The sequence below is a fragment of the Flavobacterium sp. ov086 genome (assembly GCF_900187965.1).
Taxonomy (GTDB): domain Bacteria; phylum Bacteroidota; class Bacteroidia; order Flavobacteriales; family Flavobacteriaceae; genus Flavobacterium.
In genome coordinates this window covers 1-17,836 of the sequence record NZ_FZNL01000006.1, presented here as the reverse complement: position 1 = coordinate 17,836, position 17,836 = coordinate 1, and the positions used below count along the sequence as shown (strand labels likewise).

The window sequence follows — 17,836 nt, the reverse complement described above, 5'->3', positions numbered from 1 at the left end:
AATGTTTAAAATATTCATACAAAGACCTGTTCTTTCGACAGTAATATCTGTTATTATTGTCATTCTGGGAGTTTTAGGACTTATTGAGCTGCCTATTTCTCAATATCCTGATATTGCTCCGCCAACAGTAAACGTTTCCGCAAGTTATACCGGAGCCAATGCTGATGTGGTTTTGAAAAGTATTGTGATTCCGTTGGAAGAGCAAATTAACGGGGTAGAGAACATGACTTACATGACTTCTACGGCGACAAATGACGGAAATGCATCTATAAAAATCTTCTTTAAAGTAGGAACAAATCCTGATTTAGCAGCGGTAAACGTTCAAAACAGGGTTTCGAGAGCCACCAGTTTATTACCGGTAGAGGTAACACAGGCGGGTGTAACGGTAACGAAAAGTCAGAGTAGTAACTTGTTGATTTTCTCTTTATATAGTGATGGAAATGCTTACAGTCAGACTTTCCTTCAAAATTATGCTAAAATCAACCTTGTTCCGCAAATTCAACGTGTGGTTGGAGTAGGAGATGTAACGGTTTTTGGAGCAAACGATTACTCCATGAGAATCTGGCTGAAACCGGATGTAATGCAGCAATACAAACTGATACCGAGTGATATTTCGGCTGCTTTGGCAGAACAAAATATAGAAGCTGCACCAGGTAAATTTGGTGAGAATGGAAATCAGGCTTTTCAATATGTAATTAAATATAAAGGGCGTTTAACGAGCGACAAGGAATTTGGGGATATCATCATTAAATCGATTGGTAACGGACAAATGTTACGATTAAAAGATGTTGCCAAAGTTGAACTTGGATCATTAAGTTATGCCTCAACGACCAAAACAAACGGTATAGAATCTACAGCGATGGCAATTAGCCAGACGCCGGGATCTAATGCTCGTGATGTAATCATCAACTCTAAAAAATTGATTGAAGAAGCTGCAAAGACTTTTCCAAAAGGAGTAAAATATACTATTCTTGTTGACGTTAACGAAAATCTTGATGCTTCTATCGAAAAGGTAATTCATACTTTAATTGAAGCTTTTATATTGGTTTTCATTGTGGTATTTATTTTCCTTCAGGATTTTAGATCAACATTAATTCCGGCAATTGCAGTTCCGGTTGCGATTGTAGGTACGTTTTTCTTCCTGAATTTATTTGGGTTTACGATTAACTTATTAACGCTTTTTGCGATGGTTCTAGCCATTGGTATTGTCGTCGATGATGCCATTGTTGTCGTCGAGGCGGTGCATGCCAAACTGGATCATGGTTATAAATCGTCTAAGAAAGCTACAATTGATGCGATGGACGAAATTTCGGGTGCGATTATTTCGATCACACTTGTCATGGCAGCGGTATTTATTCCGGTTACGTTTATTAACGGATCTACCGGGGTTTTCTATAAGCAATTTGGTATCACGTTAGCGGTGGCGATTATTCTTTCGGCGATTAACGCCTTGACATTAAGTCCTGCATTGTGTGCCTTGCTTTTAAAACCACATGCTGACGATCATAAACATCAAAGTTTTATTCAAAGATTTTATACCTCGTTTAACGTTGCATTTGATAATGTAACGGGTAGATACAAACGTTCGGTTCAATTTCTATCGGTTAAAAAATGGATTGTATTAGCGGCTATTCTTATTTCGAGTGCAGCATTATTTTATATGATGAAAACGACTCCTTCAGCTTTCGTTCCTGCGGAAGATCAAGGTACTGTTTTTGCCAATATTAGCTTACCGCCATCAGCTTCTATGGAGCGTTCTGACGTAATTGCTAAGAGAGTAGACAGTATAGCCAAAACGATTCCGGGAGTTAAAAATACACTTCGTATAGTGGGACAAAACTTTACAGCGGGAGCGGGAAGTGCTTACAGTATGGTTATTATAAAACTGGAAACGTGGGAAAAACGTGATTTAAGTGTTAATGATGTAATTGGTCAGCTTTTTGCAAAAACAAGCGGAATTCGTGAAGCTAATATCTTCTTCATTTCGCCACCAACAATTTCAGGATTTGGACAAAGTGGTGGATTTGAATTTCAATTGCAGGATAAAGGCGGACATACAACAGCAGAATTCTTTAAAGTAAATACTGATTTTTTAGAAAAGCTTTCTAAACGTCCGGAAATACAATATGCAACAACCCCGTTTAATCCTGGTTTCCCGCAATATATGATGGAGATTAATTTGGCAAAAGCCAAAGATGCAGGAGTTCTGGTAAATACGATTTTGTCAACAATGCAAGGGTATTACGGTGGATTGTATGCTTCGAATTTCAATAAATTCGGAAAACAATATCGTGTTATGGTACAGGCTTCTCCGGAATTCCGTACTAATACAGAAGGATTAAATAAAATCTTCGTTAGAAATAGTGCCGGAACAATGGCTCCAATTACCGAGTTTATAAAAATGACGAGAGTTTTTGGACCGGAATCAATTTCAAGATTTAACTTGTTTACCTCGATTTCGATTACAGGTGCACCAAATCCGGGATTTAGTTCAGGAGATGCTATTAAAGCCATTCAGGAAGTGGCGGCAGAAAATCTTCCTGCTGGTTATGGTTATGAATTCTCCGGATTAACACGTGAAGAATTAGCTTCAGGAAGTGAAACTGTTTTTATCTTTCTATTATGTCTTGTGTTTGTTTATTTCTTGTTAAGTGCACAATATGAGAGTTATATATTGCCATTTGCAGTATTATTATCAATTCCGTTTGGACTGGCAGGAGCTTATTTGTTCTCGATTATATTCAAGTTAAACAGTAATATTTATCTGCAGATTTCCTTAATCATGTTGATTGGATTACTGGCGAAGAACGGTATTTTGATTGTCGAATTTGCTCTGGACAGGCGAAGAAAAGGAATGCCAATTGTACAAGCTGCAATTGAAGGAGCCGTAGCACGTTTACGACCAATTTTAATGACCTCTTTTGCCTTTATTTTAGGACTTGTACCGTTAATGTTTGCTAGTGGAGCGGGAGCCGTGGGTAACAAATCTATTGGTACAGGAGCTGTTGGAGGAATGTTAATAGGAACCATTTTGGGAGTATTTGTTATTCCGATATTGTTTATCATTTTCCAGACTTTACAGGAAAAAATAAGCGGTCCGGCCAAAGATGGTTATGATGATGAAGATGACGAGGAACCACAACTTATAGAAGCTCATAAGGAGTAATAATTTAATTAATACAAAGATGACTCATAGTTCAAATAAATATATTGTAATGGTAATTGCAGCCACTCTTTTGAGTGCCTGCGTTACCCAAAAATACGAGCGTCCCAAAACGGTATCAGCAGATAAGTTGTATCGTGATCAGGCTTCTGTAGATTCGACTACGATTGCGAGTATGCCTTGGCAAAGTGTTTTTAAAGATGAGAAACTGAATGCTTTAATTCAGAAAGGATTGGATCAAAACCTAAACCTGAAAAATGCAATTGAAAACATCGTTCAGGCACGTGCTTCTATGCGTCAGGCAAAATTAGCGTATTATCCAACTCTGAATATTGATGCTAATGCAACGCATACGAAACAGTCTGAGGCTGGATTAAACTTTCCGGCAGGAATTAATATCAATACGCTTACTACGACTTATAAATTAGGTTTAAGTACGTCTTGGGAAGCGGATATCTGGGGAAAATTAAGCAGTTCTAAAAGAGCCGCTTTAGCCACTTATCTTTCTACAGATGCTGCAAAACAAGCCGTTCAGACGCAATTGATTTCTGATATTGCTAATAATTATTTTTTATTACTGGCTTATGACAAACAATTAGAAATTACAAAAGAAACATTAGAAAGCCGTATTAAAAATGTCGAAACTATCAAAGCTTTAAAAGAAGGTGCAATAGTTACGGGAGCAGCCGTTGTGCAAAGTGAAGCCAACCAGCATGCGGCCGAAGTATTGATTCCGGATTTAAAAAGAAACATTCGCGAGACTGAAAATGCTTTGAATATTTTGTTAGGTCAGGCTCCGGGAACAATAGACAGAGGAACGTTAGGAACTCAGGTAGTTCCTGAAAATATTGCAGTTGGTTTACCGGCTCAATTGTTAGAAAATCGTCCGGATGTCCGTCAGGCGGAATTTAATTTCAGAACAGCTTTTGAAATGACAAATATGGCTAAGACTTATTTTTATCCAAGTTTGACATTGACAGCAAGTGGAGGATTCTCGAACCTGCAATTGACGGATTTTTTCAGTAATTCTGTTTTTTATTCTTTGATTGGAGGATTAACACAACCACTTTTTAATCAGGGATTAAACAAAGCCCGATTAACAACTGCACAATCTAAGCAAGTACAGGCATTAAACAATTTCCAACAAAGCCTTTTGGTTGCGGGACAAGAAGTTTCAAATGCTTTGTATGCTTATGAAATGGCAGTTGAAAAAGAAGATTCCAGAAAAAAACAAATTGAAGCATTGATAAAATCAGTGGATTTTACCCAACAGCTTTTAGAATATAGTTCGGCTACCAATTATACAGATGTACTGACATCTGAACAAAACTTATTGGCTGCTCAATTGAGTGGTATCAATGATGATTTACAAAAATTACAAGCAGTTGTTGATTTGTATCGTGCTTTAGGTGGTGGATGGAAATAGATTTTTGTCCTCACTGTTAATTAGGTTGTTAAAATGAAAAACTCCTGCTTTAAGCAGGAGTTTTTTTATGTCTAAAAACTTTGAGAAACTTTAAAACAAAGAGTGTAAGTAGCTTTGATAAAGGTTTTTTTATTAGATAAGCCAAGTCCTCGCAAAGACATACCTTGTGGATATGTTGTGTGTAAACTTTTGTCGAGTTACTTTTGAAGATTCTTCCTCTGTCAGGATTGACAATGATAATTCGGTTTCTTTCGCTAAAACTTAGCTTTAAACTTCTTTATCTTAAAGTTTTTTGATTTCACAACTTTTCCATCATCGGTAATCATTAAGCAGCTGTATTTAGGATATTTTTGAAGTAAAATAAGTCCTTTTTTTTGTCCTAAAACCATAAGAGAAGTGCTTAATCCGTTTGCGGTTTCGGCATCGGGACCAAGGACAGTTACACTGCATAATCCTGTTGCCGGATATCCTGTTGCCGGATTGATGATATGGGAATATCGGACACCATTAAAGATTACAAATTTTTCATAGCTTCCTGATGTTGTAATAGCATGTTGCTCTAAGGGAATCGTTGCCAAAAGCTTTTCAGGATTAAATGGGTTTGTGATACCAATTTTCCAAGGATTTCCGTTAGGTTGTTTTCCCCAGGTACTCATATCTCCGGAGCCGTTTATAATTCCTGCTTTTATGCCTTTTGCCAACATCATGGTGCGACATTTATCGGTTGCGTATCCTTCGCCCAAAGCGCCAAATCCGATTTTCATTCCTTTTAATTTTAGAAAAATAGTTGATTGTACACTATCGAGAATAATGTTTTTGTAGCCCACTTTTTCGACTGATTTTTTTATGGCTTCCGCCGAAGGCATTTCGGTCATTGATCCGTCAAATTTCCAGATTCTGTCCATTGCCGCAAAGCTTACATCAAAACCGCCTTTTGTGGCTTCAGAAAATTGTATTGCTCTTTGTGTTAATTCAAAAACTTCCCTGTCAACTTTTACAGGGTGAATTCCGGCATTCTGATTTACTTCTGAAACTTGTGAATCTGGTTTCCAGTCTGAGATTAGATTTTCAATTCGTGTAATTTCGGCAATAACAGCGTCTATATTTTTTTCCGCTTCAAGCGAATCATTTGCAACAATTGTAATATCAAAACGTCCACCCATAAGCAGCGTGGTTCGTTTTCTTAAAACTTGTGAATTGCCGGATAAACAGCAAAGCATCACAGAAAAAATTAAAAGCTTATTTAAGATTGATTTATGCATTAATATTTTTATTTGATTGCTAATATATTTCCCCCGATGGGGTTTCTGAAATAAATGGAATTAATTTCTATAAATATGATGCCCCGCTGGGCAATGCCATTAAGTTAAGATATTATAGATGGTATTCCATCGGAACATCTCATTGGTAGCAAAAAATATGCATCGTGAGAAACATCGTCCCATTGGAACGTTTGAGAAATTGTATATGTAATCTGTATTTGTTTTTACCAATATTATTTATAAAATCAAACGTTCCTACAGAACGTGAAAAAACGCCGTATTTATTAGGTTACCAATGCGATGTTCCGATGGAACAGAAACAAAGTGATAAGATATTGTCCTTAACAAATTGTTCCATTGGATTTCCCCTTTTGCGCCTAACGGCACATTAAAATTTTTCCAAATTATTGTTTTTACCAGCCTTTTGTGGCTAACGGTGCAATTTTAAACTAATAACAATCCGTTAAAACCTGACCATTTTCTTTATATTCTGAAATGCTCTTCGTTTTCTTTGCCAGACATAAACTGTCTAAAATCGATTCTACATCTTTTTGCATTGCAAGAGAACCACAAATCATGATTACTCCGCCTTGTTGCAATAAATCAGTAAAAAAATCGGCATCACGTTTGATTAAATCCATTACATAAAACTGATTTGCTTCACGGGATAATGCCAAATGAAAACTATGAAGTTGTTTTTTCTCGATCATTTCCGAAGTAAACTTTTTATATCCCAAGACAGTTTCTGTTTCCATTCGGAAGCCGGAATACAAATGAGTTTCGGTTTTTTTCTTGTTTTGTTCAATCATTCCCAGAAAAGGAGCAATTCCCGTTCCGTTAGAAATTAAAGCAACTTTAGAGGCTTTTTTAGGAAAATGAAAAGCGTGATTATTGATAATTCTGGCTTTAATCGTATTTCCTGCTTCAAGATTATTCAAAAATCGGGAACCTAATCCATGAGGATGTAATTTTACTACCAGTTGAATGTTTCCCGAATGATTTCCAATTGAATACAGACGTTCTCTGGTATCATTCTCAGGATAAATAGCTAATAAATCTCCAGAGGTAAATTTGGTTCTCATATTGGCACGTAATGTAACGAGAAAAGTTTGTTCGGTTTCTGAAACCAATGTTTTATCCAGTACCATTAATTTTGATAAACCTTTTGGCGCATGATTGTATAAAGAAGGCGTTGTTGCCAATGGAATTTCAGTTTTTGCACTCCATAATTTTATCCAGTTTACAAATTCTTCTGCCGATTTATCGTTTACGGTTTGTAATTCCAGAAAACGTTCTGCCCAATTTTGAGTTGCCAAAAGCTGATCAATTTCAACTGCAAAACCACAAAAATCAGGATAGGCTTTCGAACCAAAACCAATTACCGAAAAATTGATTTTTTGTTCTTGCTTGTGTTTCATTAAAAGAGATAAAAATTTGTTACCGTTAGAAGGGGCATCTCCTAAACCGTGAGTGGATGAGAAAACGATAATATGTTCTGCTTTTGGAAAAAGATTATAGTTATTCAATTCAGCTATGTGTGCTTTTTCTCCACGATCGATTAATTGCTTCTGGATTGCATTTGCAAAGCGTAAAGTGCTTCCGTTTTCAGAACCCGCCAGTAAAATGTATTTACTTTCGTTGGCTTTGAATTTATTTTTAATTCGGCTCGACCTTCTTTTTAAGGTAATTGCAAAACCGGAATAGATAAAAAAGAGGATGTTAACGCAGGCAATGGCAAGGATTATGCCCCAAATTCCGTTTATTCTTCCAGTATGAAGATCAAGGCTTAAATTAGCAAATTGAGTTGTCATTGGCGAAAGTTTCTGCGTAATTACAGCACCAGTAACCTGATTAACTTCAATTTCTCTGTCTTTTAATTCAATGATATAATATTCTTCGGGATCATCTGTAAAAGGAAATTCGATTTTCTTTACATCAGCTAAAAGTGTCGTTTTAAAGATATTTTCGGAAGTATTTTTTTTGACTGGCGCTACAGTTTCTGATTTTTCTTTTTCCTTCTTTTCGCCCATGAAAAAGTTGAATCTTTCCAGAGATAAATAAGTTCCTGTAAGTGCAATAATCAGAATAGGAATCAAGGCTAATCTTCCTAAAACGACATGATAATATTGAGCAAAATACTCTTTTATAACTTTCGAAAAGAAATTACGAATTCCTCTTTGTCTGTTGAGAACCAGAGTAAAACCTGAAATTGCAATCAATACCAGTAAAAAGGAAATTACACCCACAAAAAAACGTCCGGTTTCATGAAGAAACAACGAACGATGTAAGCCGGTTACCCATTGAATAAACTCCGTTTTTTTTACTGGTTTCCCTAGTTTTTTCCCTGTTTTAGGATTAATATAAGCATTAATATCGTTACCATCGGCATCGATTGCCTGTAGGGTTACAAACTGATTGTAATCGACGCTTAACTCGGTAATTTCGGAATATGACTTTTTTAAAACGGGAAGCGTTTCTCCTAAAGTTATGGCGTCAAAATTTTCTACTTTGTACGGAAGTGTTTTTTCCTGAACTGCATCTACTGCCAAAATAATACCTGTTACAGATGCCAGCAATAGAAATAAAGAAGAAAACAAAGCCAAAGCTAAGTGTGTGTAGCGCCAAAAAGAGAGAGTCATTGAGTGTAAGCTAAAGGGTAATCAAATGTGTATTAAGCTTTGTCAAAGTTTTAAACTTTGACAAAGCTTGTTGGGATAAGGTATTAAATTTTGTTTAATCTTACATATCTTATATAACCTTTACCTTCTGTCTTATCAGCAAGACCTTCAGTTGTAAGCGGGATTTCAACATCAGTTACATGATATTTCTGATCTTCAACCGCCGATTCAAATCTTAATTTATATCCTTTGTTGATTTTAGAATCTTCAATTTCGATTGTCGTAATGCTGCGATCTCCGCCTGTAACAGATGCTCCCGTTTTTGCACTGATATCCTCGTGTTTTTGAGTTTGGAATTTATTCCATTCTTTCAATGATTTGTACCATTTTTTATCGTCGCCCATTACATAAAGTGTTTTTTCGTAATCTCCTTTCAGATTAATTAACGAAACTACAATGTAAGCGCCTTCTCCCATATAATTTGACATTTGAAGCATGCATTTGTATTTGCTGCTTTGTGCTGATGCCTGAAACGAAATTAGACAGATTAATGCAGCGGTAAGGGCTATTTTAAATATTGATTTCATGTGTAAGTTATGAATTATGAATTATAAGTTATTAGTTGTGGGCTGTAGGTTATGAATTATAAGTTATGGACTTGATTTTAAATTTTTAACTAAAAACTCATAATTCATAACTCATAACTTTCTTAGCTATTTTAAAAATTCAATAGATACATTTTGTTTGGTCAGAGATTCGTTTTCTTTTGCTAAAGCATAAGCACTTTCATCAAATTCTGTTGTGATATCTTTTTTTGCACCTATCGAGATTAAGTATTTTAAAATCGAATCGTCTTTGGCAATCATTGCAGCTTTGTGCAGTGCCGTCATACCATCTTTGTTTTTTGCATTTACATCAATTTTTAAATCGGCTAGTTTTTTTAACAAAGATAAATCGTTTTTAGCAACAGCAAAATGATATAATGTACTTCCGTCTTTTTGTGGAGCGGCAAGGTTTAATCCTTTTTCCTGAAGTAATTTTACTTTGGCATCAAAAGATTCTTGTTTAGGTCCTGGTCTGAAAGATTGTACTAAATACAATCCTAAGTTGTTACCGTCTTTATCTGTTACTTTAATATCTGCGCCTTTTGCTAAAAGTATTGAAACAGCTTCTGGAGTTCCTAATTTTACAGCAATTGTCAAAGCCGATTCTCCTTTTAAATTTTGTAAGTTGATATTTTTTGCTGTTGCTAATAATTGCTCTAATGCACCATTTTCTCTGGCTCCTGCAGCAATCATAAAAGGAGTATTCCCTTCCTTATTAACTTTATTAACGTCAACACCTTTTGCTAAAAAATAGGCGATAATTTCTTTTTGATTTGGTTTTGTAGCTAGAAAATGCAATACGTTTTCGCCAGATTTGTTAGTTGCTGTTGCTTTAATTTTTACTTCTTCAACTAAAAAATTATAGGCTTCGAGCGAAGTTGTTTCTCTACGATTTCCCTGACTTGCGATAATAAGTGCGTTGTCTGTATATTTAACTTTTCTGTCTAATAATTTTTTTAGAAGAGTTATGTTTCCTGTTCTTGCAGCGTAGTCAAAAGCAGTAATTCCGTTATTATCAACATCTTTAAGAGATAATCCTTTAGTAATAAGATAGTCGCTAAAAGTAAGATCTTTATCAGATGGAATTGCCATTAGTAAAAGGTTTGCACCATCAGCATATTTCTTTTTTGGATCGATTCCTGCTTTAAAAAATATCTCATAAAGTTTAGGATTAGTTTGTCCGTTGGAAGCAGCAAAAGCAAGTGGAGTAGTACCATGGCTGTCTTCAAGATTAACATCAGAACCTTTGGTAATAAGATATTCTGTTAATTCAATATTTCCTCTATAAGCTGCCCAGTGCAAATAAATACGATTATCATGGGTCATTTTATTTAATGGATTTCCCGGTTGATCCAATAAGAATTTTATAGTAGCAAAAGGGGCATCGTTATTAATAGCAAGAGTTGTTACATCAAATGCATTTGAGTTTGCTTCAGATGCGCTGTTTCCTTTTGTGATTTCAGCTTGAACGGTTGTAACATCCGGTGCTGTTTTCCAAAAAGAAGCTTCCAATAATGTGTTTTTTTGCTGGGCACTAACAAATAATGTGGTGGCTAATGCGAAACAAAGAAAGAAGTTCTTTTTCATACTAAGATATTTTTGTTTGTAATTGGTTCTGGTTTATTTTCTAGGTAGAATACATTTTTAGTAATCTATTTAGAATAAATAAAAATAGCGCAAATGTAAAAAATAATATTAGTATATCAATTTTATTTAAGGAGGAAAGCCCATATTTTAATGATTTTTTAAGATTCGTAATTTTTTGATTCTTTGGTAAAGTGATCCGTTTTTTATTTTTTGAACTGAAATTTTAAATGCAAAAGAGAGGCTTGTCTTAATAACATAAATTCATTTTTCGCATTGTTGCAAAATAAACATGTTGTTTCATTTTATAAAATGAAACAATCTTTAAGGGTTTAAAAAAAAAAAAGGATCAAATCATAGTAAATTTACGTTTGTATAATTGATTGATTATTAGTTGTATCTGAAAAACAAAGTAAGTTTTGTTTTATTTTTTTTAAGGGTTTTTAAATGTATTTACAGCACATCCTACAAATTTCTACTCCTTCCTTAAAACAGTTTGTTTACAATCACATTTTTTTTAAATTTTAATACTACTTGGAATGGATAGAAAATTTACTTTTCCTTTTATGAGAATATCGTTTTTGTTTTATTGGATGGCTTTTTTGTTAGCTTTTCAAAATGCGGCTGCGCGTCAAAATAGTTTATTCTTTAAAGTTTCCCAAACTAAAGTTAGAGCGGTTTCAACAACTGTTGATTTAAACCATGGCTCACTTCGAGCCATAGATACCGGTATTAACTTAGTTACTTTTCCGAAAGCTCTGTTTGTTACTAGCTACTCGTTGAGAAAAAACAATATCGCAACTACAAATACTAAGCATCCAAAAACTGATTTCTTAATTACGACTACTGTTTTTAGTTTAAATAGAATAGCAGATTTTGGAATAAAAAACGATTTCATACATACCTTTTCTGTCTTTATTATCGCATCTGATAATGAGCACTTTTACACTCCTATTTAGCACATTTTTTACATAGAATTAAGTTAATAAAAATCTGATAGGTTTTTATTAATAAGAAATAATGCTTGTCAAAATCAATTTTTGATGACAGGTTTATTACATAATTGTTCCCTTTTTTTCCAATTTAAAATAGAATAATATGAATAAAAATATACTTATTATACTGGTATCGCTCTTGTTTAATTTTGGGTATGGACAAACCAATACCTGGACAGGTGCAACAAGTACAGCATGGGAAAATGGTTTAAACTGGAGTCTTGGATTAGCTCCACAAGTATTAGAGAATGTTGTCATACCCTCCGTAGTCAATCAGCCAATAATTTCTGCTTCGGGGGCAACCTGCGCTACACTTGTTTTGGATGCAGGGAGTAGCTTGACTATTAATACATCAGGAACTTTAGCCGTTAGTGGAGAAATTACAATTACTGCTCCAACCGTTGATAACGGTACTACTACGTTTGCTATAGGAGCAGGAACACTGGGAGCAGGAGGAATTACTATGGAAGCTGGTACAAATGATACTAGAAAATCTCATTTGACTATTGATACAGGAACTGTAAATGTTGCAGGAAATGTTACGATGATAGGATCGGAGCTTCAGAATAATATAGCTTTTACTGGCATTGGTTCATTAAATATTGGAGGCACTATAACCGGTGGTTCTTTAACTCCGGGTATTGGGGAGGTAAATTATAATGGCCTTGCAGCACAAACGGTAAATGGTAGTTATATTTATAATAATCTTACTTTGTCCGGCGCAGGAATTAAGACTTTTGATAGTGCCTTAGCAGTAAATAATACCTTGTCAATCCATACAGGAGTAATTGCAGATTTAGGAACATTTATTCACTCAACATTTTTGCTATCACTTAACGGATCAAATTCTACCGGAACATGGGGAGGAACGGGTTCTGCGGCTCTAAACATAAGTCCTACTTTCTTTGCTTCTAATATCGGAATTGTAAATGTAGATGTACCAACGGTTCAGGCAAGCAATCTTATTTTTAGTAATACTGCTGCAACAAGTACCACAATTAGTTGGACAAACGGAAATGGGGCATCCAGAGTAGTATTTGTTCATGCCGGAGCAAGCGGTAGTGCTGCACCGTTGAATTATTTTGCATATACGGCTAATTCGGTTTTTGGTTCAGGCACTGAAATTGGATCAACGGGCTGGTTTTGTGTGTACAAAGGCATTGGTACAACGGTAAATATTACAGGTTTATCTCCTTTAACGACTTATCAGGTTATGACTCTGGAGTATAATGGTTCATTAAGTAATGAACTGCATCTTACAACAACAAGTACAGGAAACCCTGCGGGATTTACAACTCTTGCTCTTAGTAATAATATTGCGACATTGAGTAATTTGAGTTTAAGTGCGGGAACCTTAAGTCCGGTTTTTGCATCAGGAACTACAAATTATACTGCAACAGTAGATTTCTATACTACCGGGATAACAGTAACTCCTGCAGCTACAGATAGTAATGCCGCAATAACTGTAAATGGTGTACCGGTATTAAGCGGAAATGCATCAGGTACAATTGCCTTGAATGTAGGATCAAATATAATAACCAAAATTGTAACAGCAACAGATGGTATAGCAACAGAAACTTATACGCTGACGATAACCAGGCTTGCTGCGGGCGGACCTCCGCCAATAATTACAAGTTTTAGCCCGGCGAGTGGCCTTGCAGGTACTACTGTAACCATAAGCGGATCTAATTTTGGTGCAACTTTAGCAGAAAACACGGTGTTTTTTGGAGCAGTTAAAGCAGTTGTAACAGCAGCGACAACAACAAGTTTAACCGTTACAGTACCTATAGAAGCTACTTATCAACCAATTTCAGTTACTAATACAACAACTGTTTTAACAGGATACTCAGCAACAGGATTTATTAGCACTTTTACACCAAACAAAGCAAATATTACTACCAATGATATAATGCCTAAAGTTGATTTTGGCGCTTCATCTACCTGGAACGTAAAAATAGGGGATTTTGATGGAGATGGTAAGGTTGATATTGCATCACTTTATGGCTCAGGTACGGTGTCAATATTTCGTAATATAGCGACAAGCGGCACTATCAATGCCGGTTCACTTGCGCCTAAGGTAGATTTTTCAGCAGGTAATTCTACCCTAGGTCTTGCAGTAGGTGATTTAGACGGTGATGGTAAATTAGATATTGCAGTATCAAACCGTACTAGTAATGCTGTTACTGTTTTACGAAATACATCATCAGGAATTGGGAATATTAGTTTTGCTGCTTCGACATCTTTTGGTACAAATCTAAATAGTTATGATGTTGCAATTGGTGATATTGATGGAGATGGTAAGGCTGATTTGGTTTCGGTTAATTATGCAGCAAGTACAGTATCTGTTTTACGAAACACATCGTCTGGTGTTGGAAATATCAGTTTTGCTGTCAAACAGGACTTTACTGTTGGTACAAATCCTGTTTATGTAGCTATAGGCGACCTTGACGGTGATGGTAAAAATGATTTAGCAGTAAGTAATCTTGGATCTGGTGTTTTATCGGTCTTAGGTAATACATCAGTTATAGGAACTATAAGTTTTAATACTAAAGTTGATTTTGCTACAAATTCAAGTTCAGGTGGTATAATGACGGGAGATTTAAATAAAGACGGCAAAATAGATTTGATTATTGGTTATTTTGGAGGTAGTGTGATATCAGTTTTTAATAATACTTCTTCGGGAATTGGAAATATTAACTTTGACCCTAAAATAGATTTTCCCGCTGGTTCTACAGCTTCAAGTATAGCAATTGGTGATCTGGATGGCGACGGAAATGTTGACTTGGCGGCATCCAGCCGTAATAGCGGCTCATTATCAGTTTTACGTAATACAAGTTTATCAGGCGGCCCGATTAGTTTTGCTAATAAGGTTGATTTTACTTCTGCCAGCAGTGTTTATATGACTGCAATTGGAGACTTAGACGGCGATGGTAAAAATGATATTGTGGTCGCGAATAATAATGGATTGGGTATTTCCGTTTTTCGTAATAATCCATTACTTGCTCCAATAACTCAGGCTACGAACGTTCTTTTTAATACTACTACAAGTACTAGCACTAATGTTAGCTGGACAAATGGTAACGGAACATCAAGAGCAGTATTTATGTACAAGGGAGCAAGCGGTACCCCATTACCAGTTGATTTAACTACTTATACTGCAAATACAGCTTTTGGAACCGGAACCCAAATTGGTACAACAGGCTGGTATTGTATTTATAATGGTGCAGGAACGACAGTAAATGTAACAGGTTTGACTCCTGCAACAACTTATCAGGTGATGACTTTGGAGTATAATGGAACTGCAGGAAACCAAATGTATCAAACGGCAGTAAGTACAGGAAATCCAGCTGCAGTAACAACAATAAGTAATATAGCAACTTTAAGTAATTTAAGTATTAGTGCAGGTACTTTAACTCCGGTTTTTGCAACAGCAACAACAAGTTATACCGCAATAGTATCTAATGCAGTCACAAGTTTAACCCTAACACCAACAACTACAGATGCTAATGCAACAGTAACCGTAAACGGCGTTGCAGTAGTAAGCGGAAGCCCTTCGGGAGCAATTGCTTTAGCGGTTGGCTCAAATGTTATTACTACTGTAGTAACTGCTCAGGATGGTACAACAATAGGAACTTATACTGTAACAGTAACAAGATCCTTGGCACCACCTGTTATTACAAGTTTTAATCCTGTTAATGGTCCTGCAGGTACTACAGTAATTATAACTGGTACCGATTTTGGTCCAACTATAGCAGAAAACATGGTGTTTTTTGGTGCTGTCCAGGCAGTTGTTACTGCTGCAACAGCTACAAGTTTAACTGTAACAGTACCGGTAGGAACTACGTATCAATCAATTTCAGTTACTAATACAACAACTGTTTTAACAGGATATTCGATGATACCATTTACTCTAACCTTTACACCAAACAAAGGAACTATAACCTTAGATGATATATTGCCGAAAGTAAATTTTACTGCAGGCACTGTGGTTTTAAGTTTAGCTAGTGGGGATTTTGACGGAGATGGAAAAGATGATTTAGTATCTACAAATGCCGGGAGTAATACAATGTCAGTTTTCCGTAATACGGCTGCAAGTGGTACGATTAATACCGGTTCTTTTGCTTCTAAAATAGATTTTACAACTGGAACAGCTCCCAAAGGTGTACGTGCTGGAGATTTTGATGGTGATGGTAAATTAGATCTTGCTGTAGCAAATCTAACCGGAACTGAAGTTTCTGTTTTTAGAAATATTTCTACAGGACCCGGTAATATTAATTTTGCAAATAAGGTGGCCTATACAACAGGTACATCACCAAGTGACGTTGCAATTATTGATGTTGATGGAGACGGTAAAACAGACTTAGTTACTTCTAATTTAGATTCTAATAGTATATCAGTTTTGCGAAATATCTCTTCTGGTATAGGGAATATTAATTTTGAACCCAAAGTAGATTTTGCAACCAGCGGAAGAACTCAGGCGATTGGAAGTGCAGATTTGGACGGCGATGGCAAAATGGATATAATTACGGCTAATTTAAGTGGTGCTATATCGGTTTTACGTAATACTTCAACAGTTGGTACCGTGGGGTTTGCAACTCAGGTTTCATATGTCATTGGAACAAGCGGTTATAACGTAGCAATAGGAGATTTTAATAAAGATGGTAAACCAGATATTGCAGCTGCTAATGCAGGTAGTGCTTATGTATCTATTTTTAAAAATAGTTCTACAGGAATTGGGAATATTAATTTTGATCCTAAAATAAATCTTGTAACGGCAAATAATACTAATGGTGTAGCAATTAGTGATATAGATGGGGACGGTAATCCTGATTTAGTTGCAGCTACTTCAGGAGCAATCTTAGCTGTTTTTCGTAATACTTCACCAGTTGGCGGGGCTATTACTTTTGGCACCAGAGTAGATTTTGCTAATAATATTAATGCTAGAAACGTAATAATAGGAGATTATGATGGAGATGGCAAAAACGATATAGCAACAGCAAATGGTGATGGTAATAATATATCCGTTTTTCGTAATGATCCTTTGTTTCCACCAACAATTCAAGCGACCAACGTTACTTTTGTGAATACAACAGAAACAACAACGACTGCTAGCTGGACAGTTGGAAATGGATTATCGCGAGCAGTGTTTATGTATGCAGGATCCAGTGGCAGCCCTCTACCGGTTGATCATACTACTTATACTGCTAATCCAGCTTTTGGAACAGGGATGCAAATAGGAACTAGTGGCTGGTACTGTATTTATAATGGTACAGGGACATCAGTAGATATAACAGGTCTGCTTCCTGCGACAACTTATCAGGTAATGGCGGTTGAATATAATGGCTCTTTAGCGGGTAGAGAGACCTATCTTTCTACTGTAAGTACAGGAAATCCAGCCCCAGTAACAACAATAAGCAATATAGCAACTTTAAGTAATTTAACTATTAGTGCAGGTACTTTAACGCCTGTTTTTGCATCTGCAACAACAGCTTATACGGCAACAGTATCTAATGCAGTAACAAGTTTAACTCTAACACCAACAACTACAGATGCTAATGCAACAGTAACCGTAAATGGTTTAACAGTAGCGAGCGGAAGTCCATCTGGGGCAATTGCATTAGTAGTTGGTCCAAATGTAATCAATACAGTGGTCACTGCCCAAAATGGTACAACAGTAGAAACTTATACTGTAACAGTAACAAGAACAGAACCTACAATTGTAACTACGGGTACTTTATCTGCGTTAACAACTACTTATGGAACTCCATCAGCATCAGGCACTTTTAGTGTTTCGGCGACAGATATGTACGAAGGAATTTTAGTGACTCCGCCTTCAGGATTTGAAGTGAGCAGCGATAATATAACTTTTACAAATACAGTTACCATTGGTGCAGCGGGCACTATCGTTTCTACACCAGTATATATAAGATTGAAAGGGACAACTCCGGTTGGTAATTATTCGGGAGATATTGTTTTAACGAGTAACAATGCAGCAACGGTTAACGTACCCACAGTTTCGAGTTCTGTCACAGCAGCGGTATTAACCGTTACTGCAGCCGATAAAACTAAAGTTTACGGAGATGTCAATCCGGCTTTAACAGCCACTTACTCAGGATTTGTAAACGGCCAAACAGAAGCAGATTTACTTACTTTAGCAACAATTACTACTACCGCAGTTACGGC

The 17,836-nt window shown here is 36.1% G+C and carries 8 protein-coding genes; 4 read left to right on the top strand and 4 right to left on the bottom strand.

From position 1 onward, the window contains the following. The first annotated feature begins 1 nt into the window (after nt 1). Both CHB81_RS08600 and CHB81_RS08595 read left to right on the top strand, forming a co-directional pair. Nucleotides 2-3,166, top strand: a complete 3,165-nt coding sequence (locus CHB81_RS08600) for an efflux RND transporter permease subunit (RefSeq protein WP_089351490.1) — start codon at nt 2-4, stop codon at nt 3,164-3,166. A 19-nt stretch (nt 3,167-3,185) separates the two neighbouring features. After that, complete coding sequence (locus CHB81_RS08595; protein WP_089351489.1) at nt 3,186-4,589, top strand: efflux transporter outer membrane subunit; 1,404 nt, start codon at nt 3,186-3,188, stop codon at nt 4,587-4,589. Nucleotides 4,590-4,843: 254 nt separating this feature from the next. Here the strand turns inward: CHB81_RS08595 and CHB81_RS08590 are convergent, their stop codons facing one another. The 4 genes from CHB81_RS08590 to CHB81_RS08575 all read right to left on the bottom strand — a co-directional run bounded on the left by CHB81_RS08590 (nt 4,844) and on the right by CHB81_RS08575 (nt 10,661). Continuing rightward, nucleotides 4,844-5,851, bottom strand: a complete 1,008-nt coding sequence (locus CHB81_RS08590; protein ID WP_089351488.1) for an FAD:protein FMN transferase — start codon at nt 5,849-5,851, stop codon at nt 4,844-4,846. A gap of 449 nt (nt 5,852-6,300) precedes the next feature. After that, the gene (locus CHB81_RS08585) at nt 6,301-8,490 is read right to left on the bottom strand and encodes a PepSY domain-containing protein (protein ID WP_089351487.1); all 2,190 of its coding nucleotides are present in this window, start codon (nt 8,488-8,490) and stop codon (nt 6,301-6,303) included. An 83-nt stretch (nt 8,491-8,573) separates the two neighbouring features. Continuing rightward, nucleotides 8,574-9,056, bottom strand: a complete 483-nt coding sequence (locus tag CHB81_RS08580) for a DUF2271 domain-containing protein (RefSeq protein ID WP_089351486.1) — start codon at nt 9,054-9,056, stop codon at nt 8,574-8,576. A 126-nt stretch (nt 9,057-9,182) separates the two neighbouring features. Next, the gene (locus CHB81_RS08575; protein ID WP_089351485.1) at nt 9,183-10,661 is read right to left on the bottom strand and encodes an ankyrin repeat domain-containing protein; all 1,479 of its coding nucleotides are present in this window, start codon (nt 10,659-10,661) and stop codon (nt 9,183-9,185) included. Between the two features lie 536 nt (nt 10,662-11,197). On the opposite strand from CHB81_RS08575, the gene CHB81_RS08570 reads away from it, so the two are divergent. Together CHB81_RS08570 and CHB81_RS08565 are read left to right on the top strand one after the other, a co-directional pair. Beyond that, nucleotides 11,198-11,617: a hypothetical protein gene (locus CHB81_RS08570; RefSeq protein WP_089351484.1), complete on the top strand. Its 420-nt coding sequence runs from the start codon at nt 11,198-11,200 to the stop codon at nt 11,615-11,617. Between the two features lie 139 nt (nt 11,618-11,756). After that, on the top strand, nt 11,757-17,836 hold a 6,080-nt coding region (locus CHB81_RS08565; RefSeq protein ID WP_141130380.1), incomplete at its 3' end, for an FG-GAP-like repeat-containing protein.

What these genes read in the sequence shown, in the direction of transcription:
- CHB81_RS08600 (WP_089351490.1), top strand. Translation starts at nt 2, where the DNA reads ATGTTTAAAATATTCATACAAAGACCTGTTCTTTCGACAGTAATATCT.
- CHB81_RS08595 (WP_089351489.1), top strand. Translation starts at nt 3,186, where the DNA reads ATGACTCATAGTTCAAATAAATATATTGTAATGGTAATTGCAGCCACT.
- CHB81_RS08590 (WP_089351488.1), bottom strand. Translation starts at nt 5,851, where the DNA reads ATGCATAAATCAATCTTAAATAAGCTTTTAATTTTTTCTGTGATGCTT.
- CHB81_RS08585 (WP_089351487.1), bottom strand. Translation starts at nt 8,490, where the DNA reads ATGACTCTCTCTTTTTGGCGCTACACACACTTAGCTTTGGCTTTGTTT.
- CHB81_RS08580 (WP_089351486.1), bottom strand. Translation starts at nt 9,056, where the DNA reads ATGAAATCAATATTTAAAATAGCCCTTACCGCTGCATTAATCTGTCTA.
- CHB81_RS08575 (WP_089351485.1), bottom strand. Translation starts at nt 10,661, where the DNA reads ATGAAAAAGAACTTCTTTCTTTGTTTCGCATTAGCCACCACATTATTT.
- CHB81_RS08570 (WP_089351484.1), top strand. Translation starts at nt 11,198, where the DNA reads ATGGATAGAAAATTTACTTTTCCTTTTATGAGAATATCGTTTTTGTTT.